12 protein-coding genes and 1 tRNA gene are annotated in these 17,452 nt (G+C 62.2%); 2 read left to right on the top strand and 11 right to left on the bottom strand.

The window, feature by feature from the left end; translation table 11 throughout:
* Window positions 1–3 precede the first annotated feature (3 nt).
* The 10 genes from EKO19_RS32580 to EKO19_RS32535 all read right to left on the bottom strand — a co-directional run bounded on the left by EKO19_RS32580 (window position 4) and on the right by EKO19_RS32535 (window position 12,754).
* Complete coding sequence (locus tag EKO19_RS32580; RefSeq protein WP_129781586.1) at window positions 4–2,157, bottom strand: S9 family peptidase; 2,154 nt, start codon at window positions 2,155–2,157, stop codon at window positions 4–6.
* Between the two features lie 10 nt (window positions 2,158–2,167).
* Window positions 2,168–5,155, bottom strand: a complete 2,988-nt coding sequence (locus EKO19_RS32575; RefSeq protein ID WP_175597270.1) for a TonB-dependent receptor — start codon at window positions 5,153–5,155, stop codon at window positions 2,168–2,170.
* A gap of 96 nt (window positions 5,156–5,251) precedes the next feature.
* The gene (locus EKO19_RS32570; protein WP_129781584.1) at window positions 5,252–6,280 is read right to left on the bottom strand and encodes a FecR family protein; all 1,029 of its coding nucleotides are present in this window, start codon (window positions 6,278–6,280) and stop codon (window positions 5,252–5,254) included.
* On the bottom strand, window positions 6,277–6,822 hold the full coding sequence (locus EKO19_RS32565; RefSeq protein ID WP_157995544.1) for an RNA polymerase sigma factor: 546 nt from the start codon (window positions 6,820–6,822) through the stop codon (window positions 6,277–6,279). The genes EKO19_RS32570 and EKO19_RS32565 overlap by 4 nt, the downstream gene beginning before the upstream one ends.
* Window positions 6,823–6,934: 112 nt before the next feature.
* A tRNA-Ser gene (locus EKO19_RS32560) sits at window positions 6,935–7,025 on the bottom strand.
* Window positions 7,026–7,191: 166 nt separating this feature from the next.
* On the bottom strand, window positions 7,192–7,410 hold the full coding sequence (gene csrA / locus EKO19_RS32555) for a carbon storage regulator CsrA (RefSeq protein WP_116808221.1): 219 nt from the start codon (window positions 7,408–7,410) through the stop codon (window positions 7,192–7,194).
* 349 nt (window positions 7,411–7,759) lie between these two features.
* Window positions 7,760–10,396: an alanine--tRNA ligase gene (alaS, locus tag EKO19_RS32550; protein ID WP_129781686.1), complete on the bottom strand. Its 2,637-nt coding sequence runs from the start codon at window positions 10,394–10,396 to the stop codon at window positions 7,760–7,762.
* Window positions 10,397–10,420: 24 nt separating this feature from the next.
* Window positions 10,421–11,014 (bottom strand): regulatory protein RecX, encoded by a 594-nt coding sequence (locus EKO19_RS32545; protein ID WP_217705755.1) that lies wholly within the window; start codon window positions 11,012–11,014, stop codon window positions 10,421–10,423.
* Between the two features lie 19 nt (window positions 11,015–11,033).
* Complete coding sequence (gene recA / locus EKO19_RS32540) at window positions 11,034–12,053, bottom strand: recombinase RecA (RefSeq protein ID WP_129781582.1); 1,020 nt, start codon at window positions 12,051–12,053, stop codon at window positions 11,034–11,036.
* A 194-nt stretch (window positions 12,054–12,247) separates the two neighbouring features.
* A complete protein-coding gene (locus tag EKO19_RS32535; protein WP_129781581.1) occupies window positions 12,248–12,754 on the bottom strand; it encodes a CinA family protein in 507 nt (168 codons plus the stop codon).
* A gap of 156 nt (window positions 12,755–12,910) precedes the next feature.
* On the opposite strand from EKO19_RS32535, the gene mutS reads away from it, so the two are divergent.
* Complete coding sequence (gene mutS / locus EKO19_RS32530) at window positions 12,911–15,481, top strand: DNA mismatch repair protein MutS (RefSeq protein WP_129781580.1); 2,571 nt, start codon at window positions 12,911–12,913, stop codon at window positions 15,479–15,481.
* A gap of 302 nt (window positions 15,482–15,783) precedes the next feature.
* On the opposite strand, the gene EKO19_RS32525 is transcribed toward mutS, so the two are convergent.
* Complete coding sequence (locus EKO19_RS32525; RefSeq protein WP_129781579.1) at window positions 15,784–16,443, bottom strand: esterase/lipase family protein; 660 nt, start codon at window positions 16,441–16,443, stop codon at window positions 15,784–15,786.
* 95 nt (window positions 16,444–16,538) lie between these two features.
* On the opposite strand from EKO19_RS32525, the gene EKO19_RS32520 reads away from it, so the two are divergent.
* Entirely contained in the window at window positions 16,539–17,441 is a 903-nt protein-coding gene (locus tag EKO19_RS32520; RefSeq protein ID WP_217705754.1) for a 3-keto-disaccharide hydrolase, read from the top strand.
* Window positions 17,442–17,452: the final 11 nt, after the last annotated feature.

Here is a 17,452-nt window from a genome sequence, read left to right as displayed (position 1 = left end):
TCCTCAGGATGGTTTGTCTGTTCGAGCGGCGGACCACCGCTGATATTGCTCGCGCTTGGCGGGCGCGGGATCGACGCGGCCGAGCATCCAGAACTCGAACCAATCGAGATTGCGCTCGGCAATTTCGCGCTGGATCCGTGTCAGGAACGGGTTGTGTCCGGTGCGCGGATAGATGATGTACTCCGTCGGCAAGCCGAAATGCTTGGTCGCCTTCGGCGCGGTCATCATGCCGATGCCCAGGTTGGTCGCGCCCGCCTCGAACAGCACCGCCGTCGACAGGCCTCGATACGCAAGCTCCGGGGTATCCTCCAGATAGCGCTCCGGCGCATCGAAGAAGCTGCCGCCATTGAGCGGATCGTGCACCTGACGATTCAAATCGCCGCTCATCAGCGCATACATCATGATTTTGTTGGTCGTGCCCTCGGCGAACGAGCCAGCCAGAAATTTCAGGCCGCGCGATTGCCCTTTCGCCATGGCCAACGGCGCGAGCCAGCCGCCGTGACTATGGCCACTGATAGCCAGCCTGGTTCGATCCGCGCTGCCGCTGTCGATCAAGCTCTGAATGCCGGAGAGAATGTCTTCCACCGGCTCCTTGCCGTTGTCACTGGGCTGCGCGAACGCCCGTCCGAAGGTCTTGGTGCCTCGATAGTTCGGCAGGAACACCGCGATGCCACGGCTGACCAGCACTTCCAACGGATAGGTCCACAGCGCCGCGTACGGCCCGAACGAATCAGGCATCGCGACACCGGGGCCGCCGTGTACGTGAGTCAGCATCGGCCAGGGCCGCGACGGGAATTTCGACGCCGGCGGTTCCAACAGCCAGCCTTGCGCCAGGGTGCCGTCGTCGCTTTTCCATGTGACCTCGCGCGCGGTGAAGCTCACCCGTTTGGAGATCGCATCGTTGAGATGAGTCAACTGTCGGGCTCGACCGCCCGCCTTGCTGATATAGATCTCCTGCAGCCGGGTCAGGCTCGAACTCACGAACGCGACGGTTTTATCGTCCGCGCTGAAAGCAAACATCGAGCTGCCGCCGTCGACACCGGCAACCACGGGCGCACGCTCAACGCCGTTACCCACGAGCTGATACAGCGAGTCGACGCCGCGATACGTCGTCTGTTGCAGAATGCGACGATCGCTGATGGGGAAGAAGGCCGTGTTGGATCCGTAAGTCTCGACGTTGTGCCAGGCGGATGGCGCCGGCGGCAGCGGCTCGCGCGCGCCCATGACCGTCCAGTCCGGAAACGACTTGCCAACCCACGGATCGGATTCCTTTTCGAACGCACGCAGCACCAGCAGGCGATGCGCCCCGGGAATCCATTCGCCGCCACGGAACATCACACTGGGCTCATCGCCCTTCGGATCCGTTGCCTTGCCGATGATGCGAAAGTCACCCGAGGCGCGTTCGAACACGCCCAGGCTGGTGCGGGAATAGATGCCCAACAGCGATTTCGGCAGATCGGCGGACACATAGGTCACCGACAGCAGCGCTCCGTCCGAGGACCAGTGAAATGCACCGCCGGGTCCGCCAGGCTCACCCGGCACGGGCACCTGCGACACGCGGCCGTTCGCGTCCTTGATCCATAGCGTTGCCGGCAGCGGATACTGCGCCGTGGCACGATTGGGATCGACGAAGTCATAGACGGACAGCGTGTCGGTATCGATCACGACGCCCGGCTCGTCGTTGAGCAGGCGTCGATAGAGCGATGTCGTCGGTTCGGCGGCACGCCGCGACAGATAGGCCAACGTGTTGCCATCCGCGGAGAACGAATATTTCTCCACGGCATCCGTGCTATCCGTCAGCACCGCGGTCTTACCGGTCGCGATATCGTACGAACACAGCTGCGCCACCTTCGGCTGCTTGCAAACAAATGACAGCTGACGTTTGCCCGGTATCCAGCGCAACTTCGCCGCGCCGGACAGCCCGGTGACAACCGTTGGCTGGGAGTTCCCAGCCAACGATTGCAGATACACCGTTCGCTCCAGCGCATCGTCCGCCGCCATGACGCCCTTGGCGACGACGTAGACCAACTCCTTGCCGTCGGAAGACAAGGTGAGGTCTGTAACGCGGTGCGCGCCGAAGTAGTCATCGATCATGAAGGCGTGCGCCGGCGAACACGCGAGCGCGAGCACCGCGCACGCACGGATGATTGATCTCATGAGCTGGTCCTCAGAAGCGGATGCTGATGTCGCCGTAGATGTATCGGCCGCGAATGTCACCTTGACCGGCGTCGAAGCCGTAACCAGGTGTCGTGGACGCGGAGAACTGCGGCGCGCTGTCGAACAGATTCACGACGCCGACCGCCACGCGCAGCTTCGAGAGCAAGCCGTCGCGGAAATTCGCGTCCTGACCCAGATCCCAGGACGTGTTGAGATCCCACAGCATCTTGTTGCCGAGCTGCAGATAGTGGCCGTCGTTGAGCGGGTTGAAATCCCGATACTTGCCGACGTAACGCCCCGTCAACGCAGCGGACCACGCCGAGAGATTCCAGCTCACGCCCGCCGTCGCGCGCCATTTCGGCACCCAGATGTCGGTGTTGGCCTTCGCCAGATAGTCGTCCATGCCGACCGACGGATTCAACAAGGCGTCATAGCGCGTGTAACGCGTGGCACGAATGCTCGGCGACCAGGTTCCCAATCCGGTCTCGAGCCGATAACTCACGTCCATATCGACGCCCTCGACCCAGATGTCGCCGAGATTGAGCGCCGAATAGTCGATGTCGATCACACGGCCCGGCAAGCCATCGCCCGAGGGTGCCGCACGCGTCACGCGACCGGGGAACAGACTCTCGTTGTTGAGAATGATCTGCTCCGAAGGAAACGGGCTGATGCGATCGGTCATCGACACCTTCCACCAGTTCAGTGACGTCCGAAACCCGGAGTCGGCCGGATTCCACACCACCCCCACCGATACGGAACGACCGGTCTCCGCCGTCAAATTCGCGTTGCCGCCCGCTTGATAGGTGTAGCCGTTGATCAGCTCGTTGTTGCGACGAGGATCCGTCCGCGTCGAAGTGCTGATCAGGCCCGACAGACCGGGGCCATAGACGGTGTACAGGTCCGGAGCGCGAAACGCCTCGGCGTAAGCGGCTCGAACCAGCAGACTCTCGAACGGATACCACTCGATGCCGAACTGCGGCGTGGTGGCGTTACCAAAGTCACTGTAATCATCACGACGTAGCGCCGCACTCAATGTGAGCATTTCGCTCGACGCACGCGCCAGCACCGGCACTCGCACTTCGGCGAATGCCGCCTTGTTGTTACGACTCACGTCGAAGTTGCCGCGTTGCCCGATGTTTTCGTATTGCTCGTGTCCGTACTCGGCACCGACCGCTACAGACACCGCACCTGCCGGCAGCGTGAACACGCTGCCACGGAGTACGACGTTACCACCCGTCGTCGTATTCCATGCATTACGCGGCGTACGAATGACCAATCCGCTGCTCATGTAGCGCATCAGCACTTCCTGAGAAGCCGGCGCACCGGTCGTGAACAGATTCAACGCGGTTGCCGGATCGGTCGAAGACAGCTCGGGAGGAACGAATGCCGAATTGCCGCTCACGAAACTCGTCCATGAGTTGTCTCGCGCGCCCCAGGCATTGGTTTCCCATTCCCAATCGCCGGCGAGACTGCCGTGCGCACCGAGCACGGCACGCGAGACTTTCTCATCGACCGTCGACGCCGGCTTGCCCAGCAGCGCGCTATCGAACAGATAGTCCACCCGGACGGCCGTGCCAAAGGGATTGTATGGATTCGATGCCGGCACCAGCGCGCGGTTCAGATACACCACGGGATAGAACTCGTGATGCAACCTGCTGAACTGCAGCTCCGCAAACACCGTCGTGTTTTCGGTCAGCTTGAAATCGCCGGTGGCGAGCACCGAATAACGGTCGGCGGGAAAGATCAGAGCGGAATTGAGATTGGACGAGCCGCAGCGATTGACCGTGCCGGCGGTGGCGGCGAAATCGCCGATCGTCGGCGTGCCCGTGAGCCCGTCGGGAATGGCCGCCGTCGTCGAATTCAGCCCCGGCAAGTTGGCGCTGGTGGCGGAATACACCGTGCCTGGATTGCACGCGGTCGAGCGCAGGTCGCGCCAGCCGCGATTGGTGAAATCGAGATTGCGTGTAGCGTCGCGTTCATCTTTGAACAACGCCGTGCGGTCATAGTACTCGCCGACGAGCGTGGCGCTGCCTCGCTCCCAACTGCGAGCCAAAGCGGCTGAGAACGTGCGATCACTGATGCCATCCGCGAAACCGGATTTCACATTCACTGTGGTCAGGTCCACATTTTTTCGGGTGATGATGTTCACGACACCCGCCAGCGCGTCGCTGCCATAGATCGCGGACGCGCCTTGCGGCAGAACGTCGATGCGCTCGATCGCCGCTTCCGGAATGGCGTTGAGATTGGCGAAGCTGCCGTCGGTGCTGGCACTCACGGGCAATCTTCTGCCGTTGATCAGCATCAGCGTTCGCCCCGCCGGCAAGCCACGCAACTGAATGGTCGCGACGTGCGGATACGCTCCGTTCGGCGCTTCCACCATCGATGCGCCGGAAACTTCGGGCAGTGTGCGCAGAAACTCCGCGATGGAGTTCTGACCGCTGCGTTGAATCTGCTCGCGACTGAAGACCTGCACCGGCTGCGCGCCTTCAGCGCCGGCGCGACCCAAACGCGAGCCGGTCACTTGCACGGTTTCGAGCTCGACCAGCTCCGGCGTCGCGTTTGTTACGTTCTGCCCGCCACCGCCCGACGTCAGATCTTCCGCAAAGTTGGCGCGCGCCAGATGAAATCGATGCCAGAACCCGGATCGTTCGGCGGCTTGCGGCTCAGCGGCCGTGCTCGATGCCGGCAGCGATTCCGGAAGGATGGTGACCGTTCGCTCATCCAGCACGCGAAACGTGAGCCCCGTGCCTTCGAGCAGCTGACGCAGCGCCTCTTCCGAGGTGAGATCGCCGGACGCGCCCGGCGAACGCAGCTTGCGCACGTCTTCGGACAGATAGATCAATTCGATACTGCGATCCCGTTCGAGCACACGCAGTGCCGTGCCGAGATCCTGTTCGGCAATGTTTGTATTCTTACGAATCGCGGCGAGCGCGTTGGGTGTTGCGGAGAAGCCGACTGCAGAAATACACAGCGCGGCGGCGAGAGCAGTTGCACGCATGAATAACCTCACATCCCCCGAGGGTTGGCCAGTGCCGTCGTCCAGGATTGGCGAACGGTTCATGCGGGCCTAAGAGCATCGCGCAGCCACGAGTGGCTACTGCGACGGCGATGAATTTTTCAAGGTGAGGCGGATCTCCTCCTGAGTTTCCACGACCGACAGGTCGAAACGCTGGCTGAGAAACGTCACCAGGCGCTCCGGCTTGTTCGCATCGAACGTGCCGCGAATATGAAATCCTTCCAGCGACGCATCGTTGATGACGAAGCGGCGCACGTTATAGCGATTGAACTCCTCTATGACTTCGGTCAGCGGGGTGTCGTCGAAGATGAGACGTCGATGAGTCCAGGCCACGGCGTTGTCGACGTTGGCGCGTTCGGTGCGCGGCGCGACGTTCGATCCCAATGTGACTTTATCGCCGGCGACGAGGTACATCGGCTGCGCCGCGCTCGGTTGGGTCACGGCGACGCGCCCTTCCACCACCGTCACGACGATGCCTTGCTTGTGATGATTGACGTCGAACTGCGTGCCCACGGCCTTCACGCTAGCGCCATCGCTTACCACGATGAAAGGACGCGACGCGTCTTTGAAAACCTCGAACAGGGCCTGGCCTCTCGACAGCTCCACCAGGCGCTGGTTTTTCGAAAAACGCACTCGCAGCTGCGATTGTGAGTTGAGCTGCACGACCGAGCCGTCGGCCAATGCGATGGAGCGTTGCTCACCAATTCTGGTCGAGTAGGATTCCGGCCGCGCCCACCAGGCGAGCGTGCCCACCGCCAGCACGACCGACGCCGCGATGGCCAGCCTCCGCACGCGCGAGCGAGGCTCGCGTCTGACGGATGTGGTTGGCTTGCTCGTTGCGAGCGGGACTACATTGTTCTCGGCAATGACGCGTGCGATGAGCGCATCGAGCTCGCCCCCCCGTGGCGCCTCGAGCCGCGACGACTCTTCCCACGCCGCGGAGATCTCCAGGAACGCCTGGACATGCTCGGGCGAACGGCGCAACCAGCGATCCAGCTGTCCTCGTTGCTGGGCATCGAGATCCGCCTCGCTGAGCTCGATCACCCAGGAGGACGCTTCTTCCAGAATGCCGGCGCTCAGCTCCCGGCGCGACGAATCCCTGCTCATGGCTGTTCCTGATCGATCTCGCGCAAGTGGTCGCGCACATGAATGAGCGCCTTGGCGAGATATTTTTTCACTTGGGCCCGCGAGACCCCGAGCCGTTCGGCGATCTCCTGGAGCGGCATGCCGTGGCACCGGCTCAGCACCAGGGTGAGATGCGCGCGAGGCGAGACGGCCTGCAAGCTGCGATCGATGACCTCGAAGGCCTGCTCGGTGGCGACCTCGGTGGCCGGGTCGACTTCCGCCACGGGCGAGAACTCGAACGCCATCTCCGCCGTCGCCGCAAGCTGCGGAGCATGCGCCTGCTTCAGAGCGTGCTGCTGAAGAACGTGGCTGGCGATGGTGTAGAGGTAGGCCTGGGGATTGCGGATGCTCTCGTGGTCCTCCAGACGCAGCAGGCGGAGGAAGACCTCCTGCATCAGGTCCGGCGCATCGGCGGCGGCGTTACGCAGCCGCGCGGCCAGATAACGGCGCAGCTGCCGGCCGTGCTGCCGTTCGACCGACGCCAAGAAGGCCTGTTTGGAGTCCTGGATCAACACCGCTTCCACGCAACGAGGGGGCTCATCGGCGTAAGAGCATCGGCACCGGGCCAATGGCTACTGTCGGGCGCGGGATTTTTCGCGGCGGGAGAGTTGTAACGAATTGTTACAGCCCTGAGGATGGCGGAGAGTGAGGGATTCGAACCCTCGATGGGCTTTTGACCCATACACCCTTAGCAGGGGTGCGCCTTCGACCACTCGGCCAACTCTCCGGCGCCTGCCAGGGCGTACCGCCCAGGTCAGTGAAGGCCGGCAAGAATACTGGCCGAGGCCCGCTAGGTAAAGGGTCGCAAGCAGAACGCGCCCACAGCGTTCGCAAGGGCCCTCGCGGGAGTGGCGGGCCACGTCACCCCGCGGACAAGCTACTGCGTGAGAATCTCAGGAACCCGCGCCGGTGATGGGACGCTTCGCCGCGCCACCGCCCGCCGCCTGCTCCTCGCGCTTGATGCGCTCGTAGATCTCCTCACGATGTACGGCAACCTCTTTCGGCGCATTCACGCCCACACGAACTTGGTTACCTTTGACGCCTAGGACGGTCACTGTGATGTCGTTACCTATCATCACGGTCTCACCGACGCGCCTTGTCAGAATCAACATGGTTCGCTCCTTGCTGTCAGCCGAATGATCGAGTTGCGTTTGCCGGCGGTGGAATCACCGCCCTCCCACAGCGCGCGCACTTTTCATTCGAAATCGAGAGTAGGTCAGCTGCTCGGGTAATGGGGATCGGGATTTCCCTGAATATCGAAATTACCCTCACAGGAAAGACAATATATTTTTTAATATGTTCGCACTATTCATTTCTCGGTGCACCCGAATTTTCCCCAGTATCCAAAAAATCTACTTCATGGGTTTTCGGACCGACATAATGCGACGGCAATAGCGAGGCTGAGCGAAGTACAGCAGCTTCTTTGCGGACCTGCACTTCGCGCAATCACTGTTGACAGTTTCAGGCTGACTTTGCCGATAGTTTGGATTCGATCCAATTCGATACACCTGCCAGGGCATCGTCCAGTTTTGCTGGATCGTTGCCACCTGCTTGCGCCATGTCGGCACGACCGCCACCGCGACCGCCGACCTGTTGCGCGACGAAGTTAACTAAATCACCGGCCTTTACCCTGGCCGTCTGATCCGCCGTCACGCCCGCAATCAACACGACTTTGTTCGCGTCGTCCACCGACGCAAGCACAATCGCTGCCGAACCCAATTTGTTCTTCAGCTGATCCACGGCATCACGCAAGGCCGGCGCATCGGCGCCATCGACTCGCGTAGCAACAACCTTCAATCCACCGACCTCGACTGCCGTGCTGGTCAGGTCGTTGCCTTGTCCACTGGCGAGCTTCGACTTGAGCGCCGCGACCTCCTTCTCGAGCTTGCGGCTACGATCCAGCAGCTGTCGGACTTTGTCCTCGACATCGTCCCGACCCGCTTTTACCAGGGTCGCCACGTCGCGAAGCACGCGATCGGTTTGCGAAATCCATTCATAAGCGCCCTGTCCGGTGACAGCTTCTATGCGCCGGATGCCCGCGGCCACGCCGCCTTCGCTGATGATCTTGAACAAGCCAATATCACCGGCACGGCTTACATGGGTGCCACCGCACAGCTCGGTGGAGAATTCACCGAAGCTCAGCACGCGCACCTGATCCTCATACTTCTCGCCGAACAGGGCCATTGCCCCTGAGGCCACTGCCGCGTCGTAGTCCATCAGCTTGGTCTCGGCGGGCGCATTGGCGCGAATCTCCGCGTTCACCAGCTCTTCGATGGTCTTCAACTCTTCCGGCGTCACGGCCGCGAAGTGCGCGAAGTCGAAGCGCAGACGATCCGGCGCGACCAGCGAGCCCTTCTGCGTGACGTGAGTGCCGAGCACTTTGCGCAAAGCTGCGTGCAGGAGATGCGTGGCTGAATGATTCGCCATCGTGGCACGACGACGATCGCCATCGACGCGCGCTTCGATACGAGCACCGACACGCAACTCACCGGATTTCACGCGACCGACATGCGCGAACGCGCTGCCGATTTTTTGGGTATCGACCACCTCGAATTCAACGCTAGGACCGGTCAACGTGCCGATATCACCCACCTGACCGCCACTCTCCGCATAGAACGGCGTGTGATCGAGAATCACCTGCCCTTCTTCGCCCGCACGCAGCACCTCGACGCGCTCCTTGCCTCGAAGCAGCGTCACGACCGTACCTGCGCCGCTCAGGTTTTCGTACCCACTGAAGTCAGTCTTGTCATCCAGCGACACGCCGGCGCGCAGATCGACGCCGAATTTGCTGGCGGCCTGACTCTGCTTGCGCTGTTTCTCCATCGCGGTCTCGAAGCCGGCCTCGTCGATGGTGAGCCCGCGCTCACGCGCGATGTCGGCGGTGAGATCCGAAGGGAAGCCGAAGGTGTCGTAAAGCTTGAACACCGTGTCGCCCGGAATCTCTTTACTGACCCCCAGCGCCGCGATTGCCTGATCCAGCAACACCATGCCCTGAGTCAGCGTCTCGGCGAAGCGCTCTTCTTCCTGCTTCAGCACGCGCTCGATCTGCGCTCGCTGAGTGCGCAGCTCGGGATAGGCGTCGCCCATTTCTTTTTCGAGCGCGGCCACCAGCGTGTAGAAGAACGGCTGCGTCTGGCCGAGCTTGTAACCGTGACGAATCGCGCGACGAATGATGCGACGGAGCACATAGCCGCGGCCTTCATTCGACGGGAACACGCCATCAGCGATGAGGAACGAACATGCGCGAATATGATCGGCGATGACGCGCAATGAGTTCGAAGTCAGGTCCTTGGTGCGGGTCGCGTCGGCCGCGGCCTGGATCAGATTGACGAACAGATCGATTTCATAATTCGAGTGCACGCCCTGCATGACGGCCGCCGTGCGCTCGAGGCCCATGCCGGTATCGACCGAAGGCTTCGGCAGCGGCGTGAGCTGCCCCTCGGCCGAGCGATCGAACTGCATGAACACCAGGTTCCAGATCTCGATCCAGCGATCGCCATCGGCATCCGGCGAGCCCGGCGGCCCGCCCGGAATGTCGGCGCCGTGATCGTAGAAGATTTCCGAGCACGGTCCGCACGGACCGGTCTCGCCCATCTGCCAGAAATTGTCCGAGCCGCCGCCCGGCTTGTCGCCGATGCGCACGATACGATCGGCCGGCACGCCGACATCCTTGTTCCAGATGTCATACGCCTCGTCATCGGTGTGATACACCGTGACCATCAGCAGTTGCGGATCGATGCCGAGATACTGCTTGCCGGTGACGAAGTCCCAGGCAAAGCGGATCGCGTCCTTCTTGAAGTAATCGCCGAAGCTGAAGTTGCCGAGCATCTCGAAGAAGGTGTGATGCCGGGCCGTGTAGCCGACATTCTCGAGGTCGTTGTGCTTGCCGCCCGCGCGCACACAGCGCTGCGAGCTGACGGCGCGGCTGTAGCTGCGCTTGTCCTTGCCTAAAAATACGTCCTTGAACTGCACCATGCCGGCGTTGGTGAACAGCAAGGTCGGGTCGTTGCCCGGGACCAACGAGCTGGACGCCACGATCTGGTGGCCCCGCTCACGGAAAAAATTCAGGAACAGCGCGCGAAGATCGGCGCTCGACAGGCGCTTGGCAGTCATGAGAAACCGTCAGGAGTGATCGGGATCGAACCCGGCGCCAGAATCGACATCCTTTTCCGGCTCGATATCCAACTGATCATCGAGATGGGGATCGAACTTGAGGGCGGCGCGGATTTGATCGCTGTTAAAACCGCGATATTGAAGGAAGCGCGCCTGCTTTGCACGTTCAGCGGCGGTTTTCGGTAGTTCCACGCCGAACTTGCGACGCCGGGTTTCGGCCGCGAGCCCGTTCCAGTCCTGCTCGCTGCCCGCGATTTTCTGCTGGATTTCCGAGTCCGTGACGCCTTGCTGACGCAGCTGGGCCCGAATGCGCACCGGACCCTGTCCGCGCCGCGCATGGTGATGGACATAATTCGCGGTGAAGCGCTCGTCCGAAACCCATTTCTTCTTGCCGAGCTTGTCGAGGACAGTGGCGATGCTGGCCTCGGGATAGCCCTTCGCAGCCAGCTTGCGCTTCAGTTCCTCGGTGGAATGCTCACGGCGCGACAGTAAGCGCACCGCGGCAACCTCGACTTCCTTGTCCTGCTTCCTGGCGCGCTCGGCCAGTTGTTCCGGCGTCAGCGCTTCGTCATCGGCCGCAGGAAAGCCAGCGGCCTCGAACAACTCCCGCGTGCGACTGGTCTTAGACCGCCTCACCCTTCACTGCCTTGGTATCGGGCAACAGCTTCTCGCGGATCTTGCCTTCGATCTCGCTGGCGATCTCGGGATGCGTTTCCAGGAAGGTGCGGGCATTTTCCTTGCCCTGGCCGATGCGCTCGCCGTTGTAGCTGTACCAGGAGCCCGACTTCTCGACCAGGCCCTGTAATACGCCGATATCGATGATTTCGCCGTTACGCGAAATGCCCTTGCCGTACATGATCTCGAACTCGGCTTCGCGGAACGGCGGCGCGACCTTGTTCTTGACCACTTTGACGCGCGTCTGGTTGCCGACCACTTCCTCGCCATTCTTGATGGCGCCGATGCGGCGGATGTCGAGGCGCACCGAGGAGTAGAACTTCAGCGCGTTACCGCCGGTGGTGGTTTCGGGGTTGCCGAACATCACGCCAATCTTCATGCGGATCTGGTTGATGAAAATGACGATGGTGTTGGAGCGCTTGATGTTGCCGGTGAGCTTGCGCAACGCCTGCGACATCAGGCGGGCCTGCAAGCCGACGTGGGCATCGCCCATTTCGCCTTCGATTTCAGCCTTCGGCGTCAGCGCCGCGACCGAGTCGACCACGATCACGTCGACCGCGCTCGAGCGCACCAGCATGTCCGTGATTTCCAGCGCCTGCTCACCGGTGTCGGGCTGCGACACCAGCAGTTCCTGCACGTTCACGCCGAGCTTCTCGGCATACACCGGATCGAGCGCGTGTTCCGCGTCGACGAACGCAGCGGTGCCGCCGGCGCGCTGCGCTTCGGCGATGACCTGCAGGGTCAGCGTGGTTTTACCCGAGGATTCCGGGCCGTAGATCTCGACGACTCGGCCCTTCGGCAGACCGCCCACGCCGAGCGCGATGTCCAGGCCCAGCGAGCCGGTGGAGACCGCTTCCACATCGTAAGTGGCGCTCGCATCGCCCAGACGCATGACCGAGCCCTTGCCGAACTGCTTTTCGATCTGGCCGAGCGCGGCGACTAGCGCCTTCTTACGATTTTCTTCCATCGGAGGAACCTGTGTTGATTAGTGGTGACTCAGTGACGGCGCCAGTATTCAGCAATACCGAGGTTCGAAACTGGGGGATATCTGTATATTTGCACAGTTAATCGAGATCCGCCACTGTCGGATCTGTGCTAGGCGCTCATTGTAGCGGCCAGCGCTCCAGCAGGGAGTATCGAGAGCCGCGGTGGCGTGCCCGATCAGAGCTTCCGCTGCAGCAGGCTCAGCTCGCGCAGGGCTCGCGCGACGGATTGCCGGCGAATTGCCTCGCGGTCTCCGGTGAAGGTCTCCAACGCGACCCGGGTCTCGATCTCGTGGCCTTCTTTCCAGGCCCAGCCGAACCAGACCGTGCCGACCGGCTTGCCGGGCTGCGCGCCCGCGGGGCCGGCGATGCCGGTCACTGCCAGCGAGATATGACCACCGAGCGCTTCCAACGCGCCGATCGCCATCTCGCGCGCCGTTGCCTCGCTGACGGCGCCGTGCGACGCCAGTGTCGAGGGCCGCACGCCGAGCAAGGATTGCTTGAGCACGTTGCTGTAGGCCACCACGCCGCCGTCGTACCAGGCCGAACTGCCGGCGATGTCGGTCAACAGCTTGGCCACCCAGCCGCCGGTGCACGATTCAGCCGTGACCAGGCGCCGCTCGGCGTCCAGCAAATCCGCGCCGGCCTGAGTGGCCAGCCGCATCAAATCCTCGTCGCTACTCATGCCGCGCATGCTTCAGGGTCCTGGGGATCAACGTCAAGCTGGGCATATCCGGATTCGCGCAGGCACAATTCCGTCCTTTCGCCCCGGCTCTGGCCGCTTCGGCCGTAAGATCCGGTTTGCCTTCCATAGCGTCATAAAGAGTTACTCACTTAAGCGATGTCCGCCGCCCTGGAATCCCACACCCCGTCCATGCAGCAGTACCTGCGCCTCAAGGCGCAGTACCCGAACGAGCTGTTGTTCTATCGCATGGGCGACTTCTATGAACTGTTCTTCGACGATGCCAAACGAGCCGCGCGCCTGTTGGATATCACCCTGACCGCGCGCGGGCAATCGGCCGGACAGCCGATACCCATGGCCGGCGTGCCGTATCACGCCGCCGAGTCGTATCTGGCGCGGCTGGTCCGTCACGGCGTGTCGGTCGCGATGTGCGAGCAGATCGGCGACCCGGCGAAATCCAAAGGTCCGGTGGAACGCGCCGTCGTGCGCGTCGTTACGCCGGGCACGGTGACTGACGAGGCGTTCCTGGATGCACGCAAAGATAATTTGCTGGCGTCGCTGTATCGCGAAGGCCCGCGCTTCGGCCTCGCCTGGCTGGAGTTGTCGAGCGGCCGTTTCAGCGTGATGGAAGCCGCCGGCGAGGAAGGTCTCGCCGCCGAGATCGAACGCCTGCGTCCGGCCGAACTGCTGGTCCCTGAATCGTCGGCACCCGCCGGCATCACCACGCATATCCGCGAGCGCCCGATGTGGCACTTCGACTTGGAAACATGCACGCGGATGCTGTGCGAACAATTCGCGACGCGCGACCTTTCCGGCTTCGGCTGCGCGGAATATTCCCTCGCGATCCGCGCCGCGGGCACCTTGCTTCAGTATGTTCGCGATACGCAGAAGGCGGCGCTGCCTCATCTGCGCGGCCTGCGCACTGAAGAACGCAGCGAAGCCGTGCTGCTCGACGCCGCGACTCGACGCAATCTCGAGCTCGATGTGAGTTTGACGAATCGGCCCGAATGCACCGTCGCGGCCGTGCTCGATCAAACCGCGACTGCGATGGGTGGTCGCGAACTGCGCCGTTGGTTGCATCGGCCGCTGCGCAATCGCGACGCCATCGAGTTGCGACTGCAGGCGATCTCGACGCTGATCGATCGCGCGCTGTACACGCCGCTGCACGATCTGCTCAATCACGTTGGTGACATCGAGCGCGGCCTCGCTCGTGTCGCTTTGAAGAGCGCCCGCCCTCGCGATCTCGCTCAACTGCGCGATGCACTCGGACGCTTGCCCGAGTTGCAACAGCTGCTTTCGGAAATCGATTCGCCGCTGCTGCGCGAGTTCGCGTCGCAAGCCGGCACCTATCCCGATCTCCAGGACGTGCTGGCGCGCGCCATCGTGGAATCGCCGCCGCCCATCATTCGGGAAGGCGGCGTGATCGCGCAGGGCTACGACGCCGAGCTCGATCAGCTCAAGCTCATCAGCGAGCACAGCGATCAGTATCTGGTCGACCTCGAGAATCGCGAGCGCGAGCGTAGCGGCATTTCGAACCTGCGCCTCGGCTACAACCGCGTGTCGGGCTACTACATCGAAATCAATCGCAGCTTCGCCGACAAAGTGCCGACGGACTATCACCGTCGCCAGACGGTGAAGAACGCCGAGCGTTACATCACCCCCGAGCTGAAAGAGTTCGAAGATAAAGTGCTCGGCGCTCGCGACCGGGCGTTGGCTCGCGAGAAGCAGCTTTACGACGAACTGCTCGATCTGCTGATCGCGCGGCTCGCTGACCTGCAATCGTCGGCGGCGGCACTGGCGGCGCTCGACGTGCTTTCGAATCTGGCGGAACGCGCGGTGAACCTGCGTTACGCACAGCCGGAGCTTTCAGACGATCCGGTGATTCACATCACCGAAGGGCGTCATCCGGTCGTCGAACGCTTCATCGACGGGCCGTTCGTGCCCAACGATCTGCGACTCAGGGAAGACCGGCGCATGCTGGTGATCACCGGCCCGAACATGGGCGGTAAATCGACCTTCATGCGCCAGACCGCCCTGATCGTGATTCTCGCGCGCATCGGCAGCTATGTGCCCGCGACCGCCGCGCGTATCGGGCCGGTCGATCGAGTGTTCACTCGTATCGGCGCGTCGGACGATCTCGCTGGCGGCCGTTCGACGTTCATGGTCGAGATGACGGAAGCAGCGAACATTCTGAACAACGCGACCAATAACAGCCTGGTGTTGATGGACGAGATCGGTCGCGGCACCAGCACGTATGACGGTTTGTCGCTGGCGTGGGCGTGCGCGAACCATATTGTTCGTAACGTGCGGGCGTTCACGCTGTTCGCCACGCATTACTTCGAGCTCACCTCGCTCGCACAGGACGTGGATAACTGCGCCAACGTGCATCTCGATGCGACCGAGCATGGAGAGAAGCTGATCTTCCTGCACACGGTGAAGGACGGACCGGCGAATCAGAGTTACGGATTGCAGGTCGCGGCACTCGCGGGCGTGCCGCCGAAAGTGATTGGCGCCGCACGCAAGTATTTGCATGAGCTGGAGCGTCGATCGGCGGCAGCACAGCAACAGGCGAAGCCGCAAGGAGAGTTGTTGCTGGAATTTCCCGATGACGAGGAAGAAGAGGAACATCAGGCCGTCTCCGCCCTTCGCAGCGTCGATCCGGATTCGATGACGCCTCGCGAAGCGCTGGACGCGCTTTATCGGCTCAAGAAACTGGCGGCGGAACAGTAGAACAAGAGCCATCAACGCCGCCGCGCCACAGATTTCGCGCGGCGCGCTTCCAGCAGTGCCTGCTCATACACACAAAAGCGCGGCGCGTAAGCGTTCGCGCAACAGGCCAACGGCAGCACAATTGAACCGCGCGCCGGCTTAGTTAACGCACGCCGGATTATTAGCGCACGCCGGCTTATTAGCACGCGCCGGCTTATTTAAGCAGCTGCGGCGCGTTAGCGCTCGCGGCGTTCGAGCGACGGCGCGATAGCGCACGTCGCCTGCGCGGCGGTAGCCGCTAAACGCGGCGCTATCAAGAAACGTTAGCGCCGGAACGACCCTGTTCGCAGGAACCACCCTGCTTGCTCCGCCACCTCGGCGGAAAACAGCATCCCGGTGTGCGACGTCGACAACGTGATGTGATCTTTCGCTCCCGGCAGCAAGGTCTCTTCCACCAGCACCGTGCCGTCATGATCCGCGTTCAGGTCCGCGAACAATCGCCCCAACCCCAAGCCCATCGACCCCGCGATCACACCAACGTCTCGATGCCCTCGCCACTCGCGCGGCTCGAATTCCACGCACTCCGCATTCACCGCCGCCCCAAGAATCGCTTTACCAAACGGCAGAATGCGCGCAACCCCCTGTGCCGCCTTCGACCCTTGCAGCGGCGTGCCCAACAGCACCGCCCGGCCCGGCGGCAGATCGTCGGTCAGTTGTAACGCCCGCAGAATCACCAGCCCGCCGAGGCTGTGCCCGATGAAATGCAACTCCGGCACCTTCTGCTCATGCGCGAAATCCACGAGGGAACGCACGTGGTCGTTCATGGTCCCAGTCAGCGATGGATAGGAAAACGCGTGGGCACGAAACTGCCCCTCCGCTTCGAGCCGGTGTTTCAGCACCCGCAACTCGAAGCCCGACATCCACAATCCATGGACCAGCACGACCAGTGGCGGCGTGGCGCCTTGCTTGGAATCGTTACTCAATTCGGCATTGCCCTTGACAGCGTTGACAGCTATGGTCGCAGCCTGCGCCGATGGGACGCAACAGAAAAACAGATGACTCACATTGGGGGAACATGATGCGAACGGCGAAGCTGCTGACGATGGCTGGCATGCTGCTCGGTATGTCGCCCGTGTTCGCGCAATCCACGCCTCCGCCGGCGCCGGTCGCACCGGCCAGCGATTGGATCGAGCTGTTCAACGGCAAGGATCTCACCGGCTGGACCCCGAAGATCACCAAGCACGCGCTCGGCGAGAATTTTGCCGATACCTTCCGGGTCAAGCACGGCCTGCTGCAAGTTCGTTACGACAAGTATCAGAACTTCGACAGCCAGTTCGGGCATCTGTTCTACGAAAAGCCGTACAGCTACTACCGCCTGGTCGTCGAATACCGCTTCGTCGGCGAGCAGGCCAAGGGCAATCCCGGCGCCTGGGCCTTCCGTAACAGCGGCGCGATGCTCCACTCGCAAGACCCCAAGACCATGACGCGCGACCAGGACTTCCCCATCTCCATCGAAGGGCAACTCCTGGGCGGCAAGAGCGACGGCAGCGCGCGCCCGACAGCGAACGTCTGCACGCCCGGCACCGAGATCGTCATCAACGGCAGTTTGTATCCTGAGCACTGCCTGAACTCGACCTCACCCACCTTCGATGGCGATCAATGGGTGCGAGCGGAATTCCTGGTCCTGGGCGCCGGCCAGATCACGCACTTCGTGAACGGCGAGAAAGTGCTGGAGTACGCGCTGCCTCAGTACGGTGGCGGAGCGGTGCATAACCACGACCACGCCGCGAAGCCGGACGGCAAGCTGATCCAAGGCGGCTATATTTCCTTGCAGAGCGAGTCGCATCCCATCGACTTCCGCAAAGTCTCGTTGCTGAACCTGGCCGGTTGCATGGATCCGAAGGCCGGCAACTATCGCGCTTACTACGTGAAATCTGAACCGGCGGCGTGTCAATATGCCCGCCCGGCCGCCACGCCCTAACCCCCTTTCGA

This window comes from Peristeroidobacter soli (assembly GCF_004138485.1).
In the GTDB taxonomy this organism is placed as follows: domain Bacteria; phylum Pseudomonadota; class Gammaproteobacteria; order Steroidobacterales; family Steroidobacteraceae; genus Steroidobacter; species Steroidobacter soli.
Note: the sequence above shows the minus strand (reverse complement) of the source record. Positions and strands in the feature narration are given on the sequence as shown.

What these genes read in the sequence shown, in the direction of transcription:
- EKO19_RS32575 (WP_175597270.1), bottom strand. Translation starts at nt 5,155, where the DNA reads ATGCGTGCAACTGCTCTCGCCGCCGCGCTGTGTATTTCTGCAGTCGGC.
- EKO19_RS32570 (WP_129781584.1), bottom strand. Translation starts at nt 6,280, where the DNA reads ATGAGCAGGGATTCGTCGCGCCGGGAGCTGAGCGCCGGCATTCTGGAA.
- EKO19_RS32580 (WP_129781586.1), bottom strand. Translation starts at nt 2,157, where the DNA reads ATGAGATCAATCATCCGTGCGTGCGCGGTGCTCGCGCTCGCGTGTTCG.
- EKO19_RS32520 (WP_217705754.1), top strand. Translation starts at nt 16,539, where the DNA reads ATGCGAACGGCGAAGCTGCTGACGATGGCTGGCATGCTGCTCGGTATG.
- mutS (WP_129781580.1), top strand. Translation starts at nt 12,911, where the DNA reads ATGTCCGCCGCCCTGGAATCCCACACCCCGTCCATGCAGCAGTACCTG.
- csrA (WP_116808221.1), bottom strand. Translation starts at nt 7,410, where the DNA reads ATGTTGATTCTGACAAGGCGCGTCGGTGAGACCGTGATGATAGGTAAC.
- EKO19_RS32535 (WP_129781581.1), bottom strand. Translation starts at nt 12,754, where the DNA reads ATGAGTAGCGACGAGGATTTGATGCGGCTGGCCACTCAGGCCGGCGCG.
- recA (WP_129781582.1), bottom strand. Translation starts at nt 12,053, where the DNA reads ATGGAAGAAAATCGTAAGAAGGCGCTAGTCGCCGCGCTCGGCCAGATC.